General features: G+C 65.8%; 20 protein-coding genes and 1 pseudogene. 9 read left to right on the top strand and 12 right to left on the bottom strand.

Features of this window, described 5'->3' with window-relative positions; translation table 11 throughout:
- Nucleotides 1-197: 197 nt before the first annotated feature.
- Together ACPYN4_RS05940 and ACPYN4_RS05935 are read right to left on the bottom strand one after the other, a co-directional pair.
- Nucleotides 198-1,058 (bottom strand): annotated as a pseudogene (locus ACPYN4_RS05940) (recombinase family protein); the annotation flags it as partial.
- A 38-nt stretch (nucleotides 1,059-1,096) separates the two neighbouring features.
- Complete coding sequence (locus ACPYN4_RS05935; protein WP_424445878.1) at nucleotides 1,097-1,693, bottom strand: hypothetical protein; 597 nt, start codon at nucleotides 1,691-1,693, stop codon at nucleotides 1,097-1,099.
- A 66-nt stretch (nucleotides 1,694-1,759) separates the two neighbouring features.
- Between ACPYN4_RS05935 and ACPYN4_RS05930 the strand changes: the two genes are divergently transcribed.
- Complete coding sequence (locus ACPYN4_RS05930) at nucleotides 1,760-2,299, top strand: hypothetical protein (RefSeq protein ID WP_424445877.1); 540 nt, start codon at nucleotides 1,760-1,762, stop codon at nucleotides 2,297-2,299.
- Between the two features lie 32 nt (nucleotides 2,300-2,331).
- Complete coding sequence (locus tag ACPYN4_RS05925; RefSeq protein WP_424445876.1) at nucleotides 2,332-2,520, top strand: hypothetical protein; 189 nt, start codon at nucleotides 2,332-2,334, stop codon at nucleotides 2,518-2,520.
- 30 nt (nucleotides 2,521-2,550) lie between these two features.
- Here ACPYN4_RS05925 and ACPYN4_RS05920 read toward each other — a convergent pair whose 3' ends face one another.
- Nucleotides 2,551-3,798, bottom strand: coding sequence for an IS256 family transposase (locus ACPYN4_RS05920; protein ID WP_424445874.1), 1,248 nt, complete (start codon nucleotides 3,796-3,798; stop codon nucleotides 2,551-2,553).
- A gap of 52 nt (nucleotides 3,799-3,850) precedes the next feature.
- Here ACPYN4_RS05920 and ACPYN4_RS05915 point away from each other — a divergent pair, with 52 nt between their 5' ends.
- Complete coding sequence (locus ACPYN4_RS05915; protein WP_424445873.1) at nucleotides 3,851-4,081, top strand: hypothetical protein; 231 nt, start codon at nucleotides 3,851-3,853, stop codon at nucleotides 4,079-4,081.
- Nucleotides 4,082-4,398: 317 nt separating this feature from the next.
- Nucleotides 4,399-5,106 (top strand): DUF6518 family protein, encoded by a 708-nt coding sequence (locus ACPYN4_RS05910; protein WP_424445872.1) that lies wholly within the window; start codon nucleotides 4,399-4,401, stop codon nucleotides 5,104-5,106.
- Nucleotides 5,107-5,285: 179 nt separating this feature from the next.
- Here the strand turns inward: ACPYN4_RS05910 and ACPYN4_RS05905 are convergent, their stop codons facing one another.
- The 5 genes from ACPYN4_RS05905 to ACPYN4_RS05885 form a co-directional block, all read right to left on the bottom strand.
- Nucleotides 5,286-6,008, bottom strand: coding sequence for an ABC transporter ATP-binding protein (locus ACPYN4_RS05905; RefSeq protein WP_424445871.1), 723 nt, complete (start codon nucleotides 6,006-6,008; stop codon nucleotides 5,286-5,288).
- Complete coding sequence (locus tag ACPYN4_RS05900; protein ID WP_424445870.1) at nucleotides 6,005-7,033, bottom strand: hypothetical protein; 1,029 nt, start codon at nucleotides 7,031-7,033, stop codon at nucleotides 6,005-6,007. The genes ACPYN4_RS05905 and ACPYN4_RS05900 overlap by 4 nt, the downstream gene beginning before the upstream one ends.
- A gap of 43 nt (nucleotides 7,034-7,076) precedes the next feature.
- On the bottom strand, nucleotides 7,077-8,063 hold the full coding sequence (locus ACPYN4_RS05895; protein ID WP_424445869.1) for a hypothetical protein: 987 nt from the start codon (nucleotides 8,061-8,063) through the stop codon (nucleotides 7,077-7,079).
- Nucleotides 8,064-8,367: 304 nt separating this feature from the next.
- Nucleotides 8,368-8,754, bottom strand: a complete 387-nt coding sequence (locus ACPYN4_RS05890) for a hypothetical protein (protein WP_424445868.1) — start codon at nucleotides 8,752-8,754, stop codon at nucleotides 8,368-8,370.
- A gap of 129 nt (nucleotides 8,755-8,883) precedes the next feature.
- Nucleotides 8,884-9,516 (bottom strand): TetR family transcriptional regulator, encoded by a 633-nt coding sequence (locus ACPYN4_RS05885; RefSeq protein ID WP_424445867.1) that lies wholly within the window; start codon nucleotides 9,514-9,516, stop codon nucleotides 8,884-8,886.
- Nucleotides 9,517-9,695: 179 nt separating this feature from the next.
- Between ACPYN4_RS05885 and ACPYN4_RS05880 the strand changes: the two genes are divergently transcribed.
- From ACPYN4_RS05880 to ACPYN4_RS05870, 3 genes are all read left to right on the top strand, one after another.
- Nucleotides 9,696-10,646, top strand: coding sequence for an AvrD family protein (locus tag ACPYN4_RS05880; protein WP_424445866.1), 951 nt, complete (start codon nucleotides 9,696-9,698; stop codon nucleotides 10,644-10,646).
- On the top strand, nucleotides 10,643-11,254 hold the full coding sequence (locus tag ACPYN4_RS05875) for an ATP-binding protein (RefSeq protein WP_424445865.1): 612 nt from the start codon (nucleotides 10,643-10,645) through the stop codon (nucleotides 11,252-11,254). The genes ACPYN4_RS05880 and ACPYN4_RS05875 overlap by 4 nt, the downstream gene beginning before the upstream one ends.
- Nucleotides 11,255-11,329: 75 nt before the next feature.
- Entirely contained in the window at nucleotides 11,330-12,601 is a 1,272-nt protein-coding gene (locus tag ACPYN4_RS05870) for a NucA/NucB deoxyribonuclease domain-containing protein (protein WP_424445864.1), read from the top strand.
- Between the two features lie 632 nt (nucleotides 12,602-13,233).
- On the opposite strand, the gene ACPYN4_RS05865 is transcribed toward ACPYN4_RS05870, so the two are convergent.
- From ACPYN4_RS05865 to ACPYN4_RS05850, 4 genes are all read right to left on the bottom strand, one after another.
- Entirely contained in the window at nucleotides 13,234-13,554 is a 321-nt protein-coding gene (locus ACPYN4_RS05865) for a hypothetical protein (protein WP_424445862.1), read from the bottom strand.
- Nucleotides 13,555-13,629: 75 nt separating this feature from the next.
- On the bottom strand, nucleotides 13,630-14,091 hold the full coding sequence (locus ACPYN4_RS05860) for a hypothetical protein (protein ID WP_424445861.1): 462 nt from the start codon (nucleotides 14,089-14,091) through the stop codon (nucleotides 13,630-13,632).
- Nucleotides 14,091-14,753, bottom strand: a complete 663-nt coding sequence (locus ACPYN4_RS05855; RefSeq protein ID WP_424445859.1) for a hypothetical protein — start codon at nucleotides 14,751-14,753, stop codon at nucleotides 14,091-14,093. The genes ACPYN4_RS05860 and ACPYN4_RS05855 overlap by 1 nt, the downstream gene beginning before the upstream one ends.
- Complete coding sequence (locus ACPYN4_RS05850) at nucleotides 14,750-15,409, bottom strand: alpha/beta fold hydrolase (protein ID WP_424445858.1); 660 nt, start codon at nucleotides 15,407-15,409, stop codon at nucleotides 14,750-14,752. The genes ACPYN4_RS05855 and ACPYN4_RS05850 overlap by 4 nt, the downstream gene beginning before the upstream one ends.
- 132 nt (nucleotides 15,410-15,541) lie before the next feature.
- Between ACPYN4_RS05850 and ACPYN4_RS05845 the strand changes: the two genes are divergently transcribed.
- Nucleotides 15,542-15,676 carry a hypothetical protein gene (locus ACPYN4_RS05845; RefSeq protein WP_424445857.1) on the top strand — a complete coding sequence of 45 codons (135 nt, stop codon included), beginning with the start codon at nucleotides 15,542-15,544 and terminating at the stop codon, nucleotides 15,674-15,676.
- Nucleotides 15,673-16,227, top strand: coding sequence for an RNA polymerase sigma factor (locus ACPYN4_RS05840; protein WP_424445856.1), 555 nt, complete (start codon nucleotides 15,673-15,675; stop codon nucleotides 16,225-16,227). Before ACPYN4_RS05845 ends, ACPYN4_RS05840 begins: the two co-directional genes overlap by 4 nt.
- The last annotated feature ends 160 nt before the right edge of the window (nucleotides 16,228-16,387 follow it).

Raw genomic sequence — 16,387 nt, 5'->3', positions numbered from 1 at the left:
CTCTTGCCGACCGAGCGCTGGACGAGCAGGCGCCGGTCGATGTCGCGTTCCTGCTTGCACTTTCCGCAGTAGACGGTGCCCTTGAGGTAGTGGTGATGCTCGCGACGGCGTTCGCCAGGCTTGCCACGGACGCGGCTGACTTCCTGCACCTTGTCGAACAGTTCCTGGTCGATGAGTGGTTCGTGCTTGCCGGGGATCTGCTCGCCGTCGTAGGTGACGACGCCGGTGTAGTAGGGGTCGCGGAGCATCTGGTGCACTTTGTTCACCGACACCGGCCCCGGTGGGCGCTTGGCCGTGGCTCTGGTGGTGAGGCCGCGGTCGGTGAGCTCGTCGACGATGTCGTTGAGCGTGTATTCGCCGGTGGCGTAGAGCTCGAAGGCGAGCTTCACGAACGGGGCGCGTTCGGTGTCGACTTCGATGGTGCGGATGTCGCGGCCCTCGCTGACGTCGCGGACGTTGAGGTAGCCCAGGCGGGCGCGGCCGAGGGTCTGGCCGCGTTTGGCGGCGGCTTCCATCTTTCGCTTGATGTCCGCGCCACGGGAGGTGGACATCATCTCGTTGAACACGCTGATCATGCCGCGCATGGCCTTGCCGGCCGGGGTGTCACCCATCGGCTCGGTGACGGAGATGAGTTGCACGCCGAGGGACTGGAACACGATGCCGAGGACGGCGTCCTCCCATTGGTTGCGGGCGGCGCGCTCGCACATGTAGACCAGCACGACGTCCACGTCGCGGCGCGCCTGTATGCGGGCGAGCATCTGCCGGAACACGGGCCGCTTCTCGATCGACATCGCGGACTTGCCCGGTTCGACGTACTCCTCGATGACGGTGTAGCCGAGGGCTTCGGCGCGTGCGTAGCAGAGCTGCCGCTGTGTCTCCATCGAAGCCCCGTTGGCGTAGTCGCGGGACGTCTTGGCCTGTGAGGGGTCGGAGACCCGGAAGTACACGACCGCGCGCTGGCCCTTCGGCACAGCGTCGAAGTCGACCGTGGAGTCGAGCACGTTGCCGAGCTGGAGCTGCTGGACGTGTGGCGCGGTGAGCTTGTCCAGGTCGGGCATGCCGGGCAGATCCGGCAGGCCGTAGTTGATGCGGGGCGTCATGATGCTTCCTCCGTCGGGTCGAGGCGGTCGGTCGGGATGAGGGTGAATGGGAACTCGGCGTGGCGCTGCTGCGTGGCGCGTGCGTTTCTGAGCACTACGCGGAGCGCGATGAGGTCGCTGAGGACGAGCTCCAACAGAGGTGTCGACGTGACGGTCGATGTGACGGTCTGACGGCAACCGTTGACGGCAACCGCACCGAACACACGGTGTTTCGTGCGCACTTCCAGCAACATGAGGTCGGCTCCGGGAAGTGCGGTCAGAGCCGAGGTAACAGAGGTCAAATTGGTGCCCCGAGGCGGAATCGAACCGCCGACCTGAAGATTAGAAGAGACTCTGCTCGTTGCTGTTTCGGAGGCCGCAGTGCGTTCGATGACCTCTGTTAGCGGGCCGGTCGGGAGGACTGTGAGACGTGCCGATTTGACGGCAACGTCCTCGTTTTGACGGCAACCGTCCGCGTCTCCCGTGGATGCGGACGCAGTCTCAGAATCTCCCTGCGACGCTTTTCCCAGGCGGGTCTCCAGCGTCTCCGACACCGCGAGGATCGCGTCACGGCGGCTCTGCGGGTGATGATCTCCGCCGCTGGGCGCGGGCACCTCCAGCTAGAGGACTCCGGCGGCGGTCTCGCGCGTCTCGCCGGGCTCGTCGGACGTGACAGCTGGGTGGAGATCGGCCGTCACGCATACGAGTTCGCGCAGCGTTCTGGCGACCCGTCGTTCTACACGCCCATCCTGGAGGCGCTGGCCGCTATCGACGGGGTGGCCGCGCTGGATCTTTATGCGGACGCGCTGCATGACGGCGTGTGGTGTTGGCCGCGCCTGCTGATCTCGCACGACAGCCTTCCCGAGGAGGTGGCGGCCCGCCTGGTGAACCGTGTGGCGGAGTTCGGCACGCCGACCCGTCGGATGCTGTGGCTGCGGGTGGTCACCGCCATCGGCATCGACACGCAGGCCCTGCTGAACACCGACGATCTCGACGAAGATGAAGTGGAGGTCGCGCTGTGGATCGCGTCGCGCCGCCGCGCCGGGCAAGGCCGCTGGTTCGAGGCCGAGGAACCGTCTCCTGCCGCCGTCGACCGGGCGCAGCAAGGCGCGTTCGGCGGGTACGTCGCGTTCGAGCGAGCTTGTCAAGTTGTGTGTGTAAGTGGGCCTTGCCTCGGGGTGTTAGAGGTCCCGGGAGCCTCGGCAACGCGAACGACCTGATCGTCGCGATGCTGTCGTCCTTGGCGGCCTCGATGGAGGACGACGCCTATGCGGAGGAACGGGAGGTTCGGCTCATCCCCTACCCGGTCGACGGCGCAAAGCCCCTGCATCGGGGAACCGATCGTGGCGTGATTCCGTACATGGAGCTCATGCACTACGAGAACTATGGCTGGGCTGTTGCCGGTCTCGATCAGATGGTCAAGCCCCGGGACGTGGTGTAGCGGTCGGTGATCCTTCTGCTGTTGATTCGGTTAGGCGCTGAGCTCGAGGACGGCGTCGGTGGTCGCCTCCTTCCCGGTGTCGGGGATGAGGGTGAGGCGGGACTTGGCGAGGATGTCGAGCCCGAGATAGCGGCGGCCCTCGGCCCATTCGTCGGTCTGCTCGGCAAGGACCGCGCCGACGAGGCGGATGATCGCGTCGCGGTTCGGGAAGATGCCCACGGAGTCGGTGCGGCGGCGGATCTCCCGGTTCAATCGCTCGTTCGGATTATTGGACCAGATCTGCTGCCAGAGCCCGTCGGGGAACCCGGTGAACGCGAGGATGTCAGCTCTCGCGTTGTCGAGGTGCTCGAACGCGGCGGGGAGTTTTCCGTCGACGTAGTCCAGGAGCCGGTCGAACTGCGCGTTCACTGCGTCAGCGTCGGGCTGGTCGTAAACGGAGTGCAGCATCGCCTTCACCGCCGGCCACATGCTCTTCGGGGTGACGCTCATCAGGTTCGCGGCGTAGTGCGTGCGGCATCTTTGCCAGACCGCGCCGGGCAGGTTCGCCGCGATCGCCTCCACCAGACCTGCGTGAGCGTCGGAGGTGACCAGGCGCACCCCGCCCAGACCGCGGGCGACGAGGTCGGCGAAGAATGAGTTCCAGGCAGCGCCGGTCTCCGACGTTGCGACCCGCAGGCCGAGGACTTCGCGGCGCCCGTCGGCGTTCACGCCGGTCGCGACCAGCACGACCGCGTTGATCACGCGGCCGCCTTCACGGACTTTCATCGTCAGCGCATCGGCGGCGACGAACGTGAACGGGCCCGCATCGTCCAGGGGGCGGTGGCGGAACTGGTCGACGTGCTCGTCGAGGTCGGCCGCCATCCGGGAGACCTGCGACTTCGACAGGGAGTGGATGCCGAGGGTCTTCACCAGCTTGTCCATCCGGCGGGTCGAGACGCCCGCGAGGTAGCAGTCCGCGACGACCGTGATCAGCGCGGTCTCGGCGCGCTTGCGGCGCTCGAGGAGCCATTCCGGGAAGTACGTCCCTTGCCGCAGTTTCGGGATCTGAACGTCGATCGTGCCGACCCGGGTATCGAGGTCGCGGTGCCGGTAGCCGTTGCGCTGCGCGGCACGGTCCGGTGAGGGCTTGCCCCACTCGGCGCCGACCACAGCGTCAGCATCGGCGGACAGGAGCGCGTTGATCATCGTCTGCAGCAGGCTGCGCATCAGATCCGGAGACGCGTCCGTCAGGGCTTCAGCGAGCACGCTCGCAGGGTCGACAATATGAAGTGCGGTCATCGTGATGATGCCTTTCGAGTGGGATGTGAGAGTTTCCTCGAAGGATCACACGGTGACCGCGCCCACGTCCAAGACGAGGCCGGCCACCGCGGGCTACACCACCTTATGGGGCACTACTGATCAGATTGCCCGTGAGGACGCGCCGCTTCCGATTCTCGACGTTCGCGTCGGCCCGCCGCAGGGCGAAAGCGAGCGGCAGCGGAAGGTCGGTGTCGAGTCGCTGTTGAGAGCCAACGGGCTGGACATCGCCGTGAACGGCTCAGATATCGCCTATCTGCCCTGAGCGATCGACACCAAAGTCGCCGTCTCCGGTTGTTCCGCGAGCGCGACTAGATCCCAAGCCATGTGTCCGGTGACGGAGATGCCTCGGCATCGGTCAGGATCGTTCCGTCCGCTACCAGTACGCCGGATACGTGACGTTCAACCTCCACGTCGTAGAACCATGAACCTGTTACGGACGCGACTCTGATCGCGCCGAGCGTAGCCGCCTGTTGCTCCGCGCGCGGCTGCACCATCGGGCCGGCGGGTTCAGTGTTGCTGAAACCACAACGCGGCACGTGTTGCCAGGCGAAGGGCGATGCATCATAGTCAGGGGCACATATGCGAACAGATCACACCACCCGCTCGCGGAAGGACGACTTGACACTGGCTCCCGCGCCAGTAAGCAACGAGCGGTGGCCGTTCCTGTGGGCGTTGCTCTTGGGGATCGGGCTCGGCTTGGGGGCGGTGGTCGCGGACATCGTGCCGAATGACATCCGACAGGTCTTGTATCCGCTGTTCTCGACCGGGCTCGTGTGGGGACTGGGCGCAATACTCGCGGGATCGAAAGCGCCTTCGCGCGTCAAGGCCGCTCTGGCGGCCGTGCTGGTGCTTCTGGTGGCGACCTGGGTGTACTACGGCAGCATCCTGCTCCTCGGGTTGCGGCCGGACGCGGGCTCCGCATCGGTGTTGCGCGCTGCTGCGATCTGGACGGCTGTCTCGTTCCTGGGCGGTGTGCTCTGTGGCGTGGCCAGCTGGTGGGCTGTCAACGGCAGGACCGTCGGACGTTCGGTTGCTCTCGGGCTGATCGGGGGTGCTCTGGGGGCGCAAGGCCTCTTCGAAGCGGTGCGGTCGAGCTCGTACATTCTGGAGCCGAACGCCCGTGCGACGCTGGTGGCCGTCGCCGTGTTCCTCTTGGCACCTCTTGCGCTACTGGTCTGGCGGCGCCGGACAGTGCTGCTGCGCATCGCTGTCCCGGTCACGGTGATGGCGTTGATGCTCGGAGCGTCGGCCTGGGCAGTCATTATCGGCGCTCTCGGGACGCTCTGACGGGCTTGTTGAGATTACTTCTTCGCAGTTGGGACGTATCGCGCTGTCCCGGAAAATGAAGAGAGCGAAGAGGGCGGAAGGAGGGTCTCCGATGCAGGTTGACGACATCGAGCGAAGCATCGCCCGTAGCGACCGACGGACGATCCTGCACTTCAACGAGGGCTGACCGACGGATCGCGCTAATGCGATGGCGGTAGGGGCGTGTGCCCGCGGGCCTCGGCGATGTCGACGAGGCGGCCATCCTGAAGGTGGATGACGCGGTCGCACTGATCGCTTACACGCGGGTCGTGCGTGGCTATCAGTACCGCGGAGCCGGCGGTGGCCAGATTCTTGAGGAGGTCGACTACTTGTCGAGCGTTCTCTGTATCGAGGGCTGCGGTGGGCTCATCCGCGAGGACGAGGCGTGGGTTGTTGATCATGGCGCGGGCGATGCCGACGCGTTGACGTTCTCCGCCGGAGAGCTGAGCCGCTCTTCTGGTGGCGAGTTCCCCTAGTCCTACGCGCTGCAGCGCTCCGATTGCCGTGGAGACTTGTTTGCGTCGTGAGAGCCGTGGTCGCGCGTACTCGAGGGGAATCCTGGTGTTCGCCAGTGTGGTCTCGTACGGGATTACGGCATAGTCCTGATGCACGTACCCGATGTACTCGTTGCGCATTCGAGCTCGGTCTCGTTCGGTCGTCGGCACGTTGCGTCCGGCGTACCGAACTGATCCTGACGTGGGGGCGCTGAGCAAGCCGAGGAGCTTGAGCAGCGTGGACTTGCCGCACCCCGAGGGCCCCATCACTGCGACGAGTTCACCAGCAGCGAGCGTGAAGGACACGTCTCTGAGCGCCGTGACCTCGAGGTGTCCCCGCCCGTGCACCTTCGTCAGGCCTTGGACGTCGAGCAGTATCTCTTTCGTCATGCGTTCTGCACCTCCACGCGTCGTTGTCGTTTGCTGAAGTAGGCCCACATCGCGAGGCTGAGGATGAGCAGCAGCCCGATGATCCAGCGCGCTGCCAACGCCATCGGATCGGGAAGCGCTTGGAGGAGAAGCAGTGGCGGCAACGGAATGACCAGCAGCACGAGTGCCACGAATCCGGCTAGTCTCGCCGCTGTTGCGGCAGGGGTCGCGCCGTGTGCGCGCCTGATGTGAAGTGCTCGCTGTTCCTTCTGCAGTGTTCGTTCCGCGACTGATGTGTACGCGAAGATGACGACGCCGAGGAAGGCGGCCAAGCCGACGGCGTACATGGCTGACATCGTCATGAGGGAGGCCATGCGTGCGGGCTGGTCGACCGCGACGTCGTGTGGAACGAGGAACAGGCCGTCATCCGCGCTGGACGCGACGTACTCGTCGATGTCGGTTGAGGAGTCGCCGAGGAACACCGCGCGCGAGGCGGCTTCCTCACGCTCGTACGCGTCGAGGAAGGAGAAGGCCTCGGTCGGCAGCACGACGACGATGCGGTTGTCGAGGGGGACAGCACCCATGTTCGCGTCGAAGAAGGCTGATGCCGGGGGCAGGCGGTCGCCTCCTGCGAGGCGGAAGGAGCCGATCTCCAGTTCACGCGGAGAATCATCTGACACGCCGGCGCCGCGCAGCATGCAGGGCGCGGGCGTACATATCTGCATGGACGGGACGATGTCGGCCACCGTGTCGCCGAATATGAGCAGGACCGGTACGCCATCGGCAAAGGCGGGGTCATTAACCTGGACGTTGTTGACTACGGCGGTGTATCCGGTTCCCTCGTCGATCGCGGCAGATAGATGCGCGAACGTCGCATCACCTACATCGACGACGTCGTCCGTCTCGTAGTACGGAGTGAAGATGGTCGCTGACCGTTCTCGCATCTCCTGACCGCCGCGCAAGACCGATAGCTGGGTCATCACATCGGACAAGAGCAGAGCGAGGACGGTCGACGCGATCGCGATCAGGAGGCCCAGCGACAGCATGCTGGGCCAGTGTCGTAGGCCGAGGCGGACGCCTCCGGCTGCATCACGTAGCATCTGCGGCCTCCTTGCGTGGACGCAGCGCAGCGTAGGAGCCTCCGGCACTGATCATCACGGACACGAGCACGGTCGCTCCCCAGCAGACGCCGAGGAACGTCCACTGCGTTGATGAGAGCGGCTCGCGCCCGACCAGTGCAACGGTCATCGCCGCGATGCACACGCCGACGGCGGCACCCAGGCCAAGCCAAGGCAGTCGGCCTGCCAGTTCGCGACGCGTCAGGTCGGAGCTCCGAGCGCCGTGTTGCCTCCGTATCCGGCTCTCCTGCAGCCCGGATGCGGACAGGAGGATCCAGTGCGTGGCGGTTGCCACGAGCCCGAATGCGAACAATGCCACGGTCACTCCTATGAGCGGATCGCGAAGGAGGAACTCGCTCAGCGGGATGTCCCGGGAGTCGTGAACCCGCAGCCCGAACGTGGCCAGGAGGGAGGTCAACCCGTTCAGAACCTCGGAGTCTCGCGTGTTCACGACGTAGGTGCCCGGGGGCAAGACGGTGTCGTCGGCGAGCAGCTGCACATACTGCAGGTCGTCTACCCCGCCCGGCGAGGTAATGACACCCCGCACCGTGGCGCCTGCTGGCAAGAAGGGGCCGGTTCCGGTGGACTCCCACTGCCGGTGGCTGTAGGTGTCCTGGAAAAGGAGCACGTCTCCGGGAGCAGCCTCCGAAGCATCCAGCCACGGGATGGAGTTCTCGGGATCGGCCGCGATCAGTCGAGGGAGCCCGTCACCTGTGGAGCTGGCAAGGAGTGCGATTCCTCTCGAGGTGAGGTAGTCGCGAAGCTGGCGTCCCGCCTGCGGCAGTCCGTCCTCCGCTGGCGCTTCTTCGCCACCGATTCCAACCGTGATGGTCGATGGCTCGCCCGGCATCTCATAGGTGACTTCGCCGTGTGCGGTGATCGTCCAGTCGAATGCGAACCCTACGAAGGCCGCGAGCACACCCAGCAAGCCGGCGCTGACCAAGACCCGCAGCTTCATCTGATGCTGCCTTCTTGAGCGACGAGAGAAGATGTGGTCTGGAGGCGACGGACGTTCCATGCTCTGCTACCAGTAGAACATAGATGCGAATGCCTGACAATGTCCGATCTACGCCCGAGATCTGTCGGGTGCACCGCCTCACGGGCGGCCATCTGTTCGTCGACCGTGCCGCATCGGCGCGCCGGATGGACGGAGACCTGCTTCTTCGCTTGCGTTGCGGCACGACCGCGGCGGCGTGGCGCCTGTCGTCGGTGAACGGCGAAGGGGCGTGTGCATGAGGCGCCCCATGCACACGCCATTTCTGCTACCACCAGATGAACCCGTAGTAGCTGTACGTCGTGTACTCGTCGCCCCACAGTGGCGAATCCCAGACCCACTCCTGGCGAGTGCGAACCGTCGTGTCGGACGGACTCGTCGCCGTCGACGTGTACATGCGTCCGGTGTCGATGGCCGGGCCGGCGTTCCTGATGAACCGGATGTATCCCTGCTTCGAGTGGCGTCCGCCGTCGTTCACCGACGCCTTGATCTGAACCTTGCCGTGGTGCTGCGATCCCGCCCACTCTTCCCAGAACTTGTAGCAGTTGCTGTAGCCGCTGTCACAGTGCCCTGCCGCCGATGCGGGCGCGGCGACCAGGCCGACCGCTCCGATCGCGAGAGCGGTGGTGAGCGCGATCTTCGACTTCAATCTCATCGTCAACCTCCTTGTTTTGATGGCGCGTGATCCGCGTCGCGCTCAGAATACGGCGGACGCTGTATGTTTTCAAGAGTAGCCCGAACGAAGGGCGAGCGGTGCTTCTGGCTGACGCGAGGGGTGGGATCGTCAGGCCTGGATCGATGGCTCCTGGTCGTAGGCGAGCGACCCCAGCACTGCGGAGAGAACAAGGGCCGCGTTGGCTCCGGCTCGGCGCGGCAAGTCAGCCCAGTTACGGTGGTAGCTCAGTATCTCCTTGGCGCCCATGAAGGCGGAGACGAAGAGCCAGCCCGCGTCTGCGGGATCCACGCCCGGGCGCAACATGCCCTGGGCTTTCGCGTCTGCGAACCGTGCTGCGGCGAATGAAAGCCACAGCTCGTACGGATCGACCGTGACCTCGGGGAACTCGTCGCGTGACTGGATCAGTAGGCGCAGGCCGCCTTGAACGACGGGAGACTTGGAGATCAGCGCGGCAACTGCCTCCGCAGTGCGCTCGAGCGCGTCGATGGGTCCGCTGGCGCGGAGGAGGACATCTTCACGCACCGACTGCATCGCGTTGCCCTGTGCGGCGATGACCGCGAGCGCAAGGTCGTGCTTGTTGCGGAAATGGAAGTAGAGCGAGCCTTGACTGACCCCTGCGGCGGTGAGCACGTCGGCCAGGGTCGCCGCCGAGTAATGCTTGTCAGCGAACACGCGGCCGGCCGAGTCGACGAGCGCCTTGCGTGTCGCGACAGCTCGCTCCTGTTTCGGCTCTCTCGGCACTCGCCGCACCCTCCCTCGCGTTACTGGCTCTTGCATCAGGGTATCAACGCGCGCATCCAAGCTAGCCTAGCGACACAAGAAACGGCGAACAAGGTTTATTTCCAGGATTGTCGGGGCTACCCTGACTGTGACTGCGGGACTCGTCGAGACATGGGCGTCTGGACAAGGGAGAGGCACGGATGGCTGAGGAGACAATCGAGAGCCAGCTGGGTGCCGCCCGTGGGCGCTTCTTCGGGAACGGATACTCGCGGGTCCGACACTCGCACACGCTGCGAAGACTTCGAGCCGACGGGGCCGACTATTCCGCAAGCGTGCTTTACCCGACGAACTGGTCGGAGAAGAACGGCGCCGTCCAGCTGCCGCACCTCGCATCCGTTGACGCGATGGCGCTTGCCGTCTCGATCGTCGAGGACTACCTGAGCCGGGGCGGCTTGGGTGATCCGGTTGATCTCGGATCGGCACGGATTCGATCCTGCGACCTCATCCCCGGGGCGCACCCGACAACGGAGCTGACGCACATGCCGGTGCGTCTCGACGTCGACCGGCCGACTGCTGGCGACGCTGGGTGGAACGGCGTCGTAGTTCTCGGGGCGTTCAAGGTGCGGATCGGCCTCGGTCAGCTCCGGACGGCTCCGCACGCAGAGCATCAGATGCCAGCTGGGGAGACGTACTTCGGGGGCGTGTTCCGCGCGGTCCAGCGCCGCCTCGGCGTCGTATCCGCTCAGGACGGCATCATCTTCGAGGCGACAGCGCTGGCGCAGGCGCCGACGATGGCAGCCGGCATCCGCCCGGGCATCGACCTCGCCTACAACGAGAAGGCATCCATGCTGGATGCGCTGGTGTTCTGCGCCCAGGTTGGACAGGTGGCGATATATTCACTCGACGGGCTCGACCGTGCCGAGACCGACACGCTGTGGTTGCGGCGGGCGCGGTTCGTTCGCGCGAGTCCGCCTGGCGACGACGCGGGCGGCTCGTGTCGGGTCGTCGTCGAGCGCACGTCTCTGATCGAACGCGATTCCTCTCGCTGGAGGACAGCGGACCTCGTCGGCAAGTTCGCGAGCGTGGAAATCAGCTTCAGGCTCGCGCACCTTCTTCCCGCGGCCGACCGAGCACGGGTCACTCTCGCATGAAAATCGCGATCTCCGGCACCTACGGAACCGGGAAGACGACCCTCGCGCGGGTGTTGTCGGAGCGGATGGGCGTCCCGTTGGTGGGCGCGAGAGGCATGCGCGATTTTCTCCACGAGCACATGGACGGCAAGGCCCTTACCGACTGCACGCCCTATGAGCTGATGGAGCTCGGCATGCGACGTTTCGAGGAACGCGTCGCCACCGAAGCCGCCAGCGGCGAGCACTTCGTGTCCGACGGCTCGACGCTGAACGAGTGGGCGTACGGGCTGGCGCGGCGCACGCTCGGCATCCATCCCGGGGACGACCGCATCCGGGATGCCTCGACGGCTGACCGGGAAGCATTCGACGGCGTGATGGCGTGGATGGGGCGAGTGTTCCGCGACCACGCGGCGCGCTCCTACGACCTCATCGTGCACCTCCCGGTCGAGTTCCCGATGGCGGCGGACGGGCATCGTCCTGTCAGTGACGAGTATCGGAAGTTCAGCGGCGACCTCCTCAGCTCCGCTCCAGCCGAACTCGGGCTACGCATGATCCAGGTGTCAGGACCAGTCGACGCTCGAGCCCATGCCGTGCTCGCCGCCAACCATGGCCGACCTGTCGAACCGTGAAACGAAGGGAGGTGCACGCTGCCACGCCATCGAGCCGAATCAGACCCAGATTTCCTACGATCATCGGAGAACACTATGAAGAAGGACAGTTCATCAAGTCGTCTCAGGACTCTTGTGCTGAGCGCACTCTGCGCGGCGCTCATGAGTACCGGATTCCTGGGGTCTACAGCTGCCGTGGCGCAGCAGACGTCACCACCCGCAGTCTCGGAAGCTATCGACGCAGAGGGGGTGTCGGTCGTCGACACGCCCGTAGCCGTGCCTGTGGATGCCGCGAGATCATCCGAGTCTGACGAGTCCTGTCAGACGGTCAGCAAGGCGGAGGCGATCTGTATAACGATCGGCGCAGGAGCGCCGCCGGCGCAGAACGAGGGCGGGCCGCAGGCGAAGGCGATCGTCGGCGTCCCCAGCTGGTGCCTCGACCTCGGAGTGGCGAACACCTTCTGGGCGACTCGCACCGCAATGTGCGGGATCTTCGACGGCCAGCTCACCGTGCATCAGATTGTCAACGGTGTTCCCGGACCCGTCACGGGAACGATGAACTTCCTGATGTATAACTACATCTACACGTCGACCAGCGCCACGACGTGGGCGAACCAGATGCAGGTCTCACCCACCGTCATCACCGGCACCGCTGCGGGAACGCAGATCTCGGGCACGGCGAGCTGCATCGGCAACTGCACCCCCGTCAGCTCGACGTTCCCGGTACAGACGCCGGTCGCACACGCGACCGCGGACGGCGAGTCCTACTACGAGTGGCTGGGCACCGCGGGCCAAGTCGGGTCATCCACGACGAACTGGATCTTGTCCTTCAAGGCACCCTCGGCTCCGACGCCAGCGACGCTCCTGCGAAACGCGCCCGAGACTCGCTGTGACCACGCGACGCCCGGCAGGGCTGTGGCCGGCTGCGTCGTGCCGTTCGTGGCGCCGTACATCGAATACGACGCCGCTGTGTTCCCGGAGTTCGGAACACACGTCTATGGTGCGCAACTCAGCGGCCTGCCTGGCTCAGCGACACCGCTGCACCGACTGACGGACCCGACAGCGATCGCGGCCAACAGGAACACGGCGTGCCCCAGCAGTTTGCCGAGGCCGACTGGCAAGTCCTGTGACGAGTATCCGTTCGCTTCGACGTACGAGGGCGCAGCGCTGAGCGGAGGTGGCCCGAGAACGCAATCGTGGTGCGGGGTGACCCTCAGCGGCCCGCCGTCGACGGGTGCCCTGGGCTACAGCGTGTGCATGATCGACGAGACGGAGAACTCCACAGCCGGCAGCTTGCTGAACTCGTTGCTCCTGTCGCCTTACCGCATCATTGACGGTGACGCGTACTACGTCGACATCATCCTGTAGAGAGTGGGCATTGTGAACCTGGCATTCTCTCCTTGGGCTGAGTTCCATCGCCTTGAGCTGATCGGGTTCATCGTGCCTGCGTTCCCCGCGGGCGCGGGGGTCGAGTGCCTGTACACGGGCGTACCGACCCCCGCGCTCATCACCGGCGTCATGATGGGGCCTGTCGACATGGAAGTCCGAGTGCTCGATGTGGCGCCCCAGCCCCCGGCGAGTGAGTGGGAAGACGTCGTTGAGCTTCCTGTGGAGCTGGAGCAGAACGCGACGATCGCGGGAGCGACGCAGATCCCTGGACTGGACACTCCCTGGCTGGGCGTCGACGCGGGTGACTACACGATGCGTGTCTCCTCTCGCGGAGCCGACGTGAACTACGACTTGGCTGTCGACCGAGCATCCCAATCCATAGCTGTGGAGCTTTGGCGTGCAACCTCCAGACTCCCTCACGTGCACCGCTGCCGTTCTCGCAGAGGAAGCGAACGGCGGGCGCCCAACCCTGCTTTGAGGTCCGGGGCTCGCGTGGGCGGCGTCACTCAGGATCGGAGCACAGAGGAAGACAACCTCGCCCAGATCGCGCGGCGGCGATCTCTTGCCAGAGCAGTGCAACACGCCCGTCGAGTTGATTTTCACCCTCCGGGTCAGGACTGAGGACGGTCTCCGCTGTAGCCCAGGTTCAGATGCTGCTCGGCGACCATCGGGTCGGCGTGGAAGCGGCGTAGCAGATCGACGCGCTCGTCGAACTCGATGTTGCTTTCCAGGTTTACGGTCTCGCCGGTGCCGGGAATGAGGCCGTAGGCGAAGTAGAACGTGGCAGAGGCGCCGCCGATCCTGCGGGCTTCGATCCACCCGATGATCGTCGGCCCGAGCCGCACCTCCCACCTGGGCGGTTCGCTCTTGCGTCTCGTTGCAGGCGGCAGCAGGCGTGTGCTGATCTCCGGCTCGGTGGCGGGCTCGGTCATGACAGGCTCCTTCTCTCTGCACGCACCGTAGCGCCGGTCACCGACGCGGGATCGGGTCTCGCCGTCGCGCTTGGGCTACAGATGAACGGTCACGGTGGCGTCTCCGGGGCCACCGCACTGCTCGCTTCCGCCGCCACGTATCCATTCCGGTGTGACCGCGGCGTCGGTGAGGATCGATCCGTCCGCTGCGAGCACGCGCACGGTGAATGCCGCCGGGGTGCTCATCCCGGTTGTGAAGACCCACTCGTCGCTGTTGCCGTCTTGGGGATCCAGGGCAACTTGAGCCAGTTCATCAGGCACTGCGCCGTCCTCTGTGGGTACGCAGGCGTCGTCGATGCAGAGCTGAACGTCGGCCACCTCGGAGACATCTCCGTCGAGCTGGATTGTCAGCGCGTTGATCCACCCGATCGCGGGACAGGCCAGATTGAAGGGACTGCAGGCGCTGAGTCCGATGGTGCCAATCAGCAGAGCGGCGGCGAGCATCCAGCGGCGGCCAGCCTTTGCGGCGGTCACGCGGGTTCGGGTCGCGATGGTCATCAGCTCGCGGGGACGATTTGCGCGACTTCGACGGTGATGGGTACGTCCGGCCGGCCGATGGCTGCGGCGAGCTCCTGGGCGACGTCGTCCTCGGTCAACCCGTCGGGGAGTTCCCAGATGCCGATGCGCAGGCCCGAGCCGTCATTCTCCATCCCGCCCATCGTGACGCGCAGCCCCGGGATCAGGTCGGGCAGGCCGATGAGGGCCTGCAGCTCACCGGGCTGGAACGCGGCCTCCTGGATGACGACGGTGAGACCGTCCGGTGCGGCAGCGATCTGCGTGGTGAGGGTGGCGTTGGGCTGCCCGTGCCAGGTGATGGTCACGGTGGTGCGGTCGGGTGAGATGGCGACGGTGCCGAAGTTCGGGTCGTTCGCGATCGCGTGCTGCAGGGCATTCATCCACTCGGTGGTCGCCAAGTCGATCGGGTCGTAGGCGAGTTCCTCGGTCGCTTCGTCGACCAGGCGGAGGTCCGGCGGGATGGTCGGCTCGAGGGTGTACTCCACTGCTCCGAGCGGAGACGTAGGTGGAATGTGGCTGTTAGCGGCTGTGGCCGCGATGATCGCGGCCGTGAGCGCACCGCCCAGGCCGATACCGACTGCCCAGAGCAGCACGGCGCGGCGACCGCGCAGCTGGGGGCTTGGATTGTCGGTTGAGGCGCTCACGAGGATATTGTCTCCAGGAACGTGTTGAGACGGGTAGAGAACTCGGTGGGGAGCCGGGTGTTCCACTCGTGCCCCGCGCCGGGCACGATCTGCAGCTCGGCGTTCTGGATTCCTGCCGCGAGCGTACGGGCGGCCGCGAGGTTCGGGGCATCCTTCGCGCCGCACAGGACGAGGGTCGGCGCGGTGATCTGGCCGAGCTCAGGGCGCAGGTCGAGCGTGGCAAGCGATCGGAGGATGCTGAGCATCGTCGTCTTGTTCATGCCCTCTGGCGCGGCCAGCCGAGTCGGCAGGAGTCGGATGATGGCGTTTTGGAGCTTCATGAGCACCGGGTTCGGATGCACCTGACCGCTCGAGAGCAACACGGAGGCGACACGATCGGGATGGTCGATGGCGACGCGGGTGGCGACGACCGCGCCGAGCGACAGGCCGCACAGATGCGCCCGCTCGACGCCCTGCTCATCCAGCAGCGCGAGCACGGCGGTCGACGCCCGCTCCACCGAGAACGACGGTTCCCCGTCGCGGAGCCCCGCCAGACGCGGCGCGATGCCGGTGAAGCCCTCGGGAAGCGCCGCAACCTGGGCATCCCAGGACTCCGGGCCGACACCGATGCCGTGCAGGAATACGACCGTCTGGGCCGAGTCGTGGGACGCCGTCATGCCAGTGTCCTCTCGTTCAGTCGATGAGGTCGGGTCTCCAGTCTTTCGCATAGCTGCGTCTGACTGTTCTTCGCCGCCCACCTCGACGACGATGGCACGCTGACCTCGCGGGATATGCGACCCGAAGAGATCATGGACGCCGACGAGCTGCACGCGGCTGCGGTCGAGTACGCCGTCGCTGAGGTAATCAATGCCGAGGTGAGTGCCCGCGGGCTGTCCGGGATCGCCTACGGCACGGAGAGCGTATGCGGCGGAGTCATGCGGTGACCACCGACCCGCAGAGCCAGCGGCTGATCGCGGCACTCCGCCGGGAGTCGCTGGACCTGCTGCGCTATTTCCGCCGCCGCGTCAGCGAACCGGAAGACGCCGCCGACCTGCTGGCCGAGACCGGGCTGACGGCCCGGCGGGGCGTTAGCGACCTCCCCTTCGACGACGAGGGTGCACGGAAGTGGCTGTTCACCATCGCTCACTACACCTATCTCAACCACCAGCGAGGGCAGCGCCGCCGCCACGCGCTCGCCGACCGGGTACGGAGCATCCTGGACCGGGCAGACCAGGCCTCACCGCCCTCGGACGAGGGCATCGAGGTGCGAGACGCGATCAACAATCTCTCCGCGGAGCTGGCGGAAATCGTACGCCTCATCCACTGGGACGGGCTGACCGTCGCCGAGGCCGCCGAGGCCGCCGAGGCCGCCGAGGTCATCGGCGTCTCATCCTCCACCGCCCGCGCCCGCTACCAGCGTGCCCGCGCAGAGTTGCGGGAAACTCTGACCGTCACCGTGGCTGGTGCCATGAATCTCGGCGCCGGCGGCGTCTAGCGATGAACCCGGAGTCCGGAGAGGAAGTCATGATGAAGGCCATCGAAAGGCAGAGGGCGCGACGGTGGCCGGGGATCATCCTTCTCGTCAGCGCAGTCGGCGCAGCGCTGCTGGCGTTCGGGGTATGGCGTGGGCAGTGCATCGACGCCCCAGCGGAATC

The sequence above is a fragment of the Microbacterium sp. CH-015 genome (genome assembly GCF_049707015.1).
Lineage (GTDB): Bacteria > Actinomycetota > Actinomycetes > Actinomycetales > Microbacteriaceae > Microbacterium > Microbacterium aurum.
This window is presented reverse-complemented; position numbering and strand designations above follow the sequence as displayed.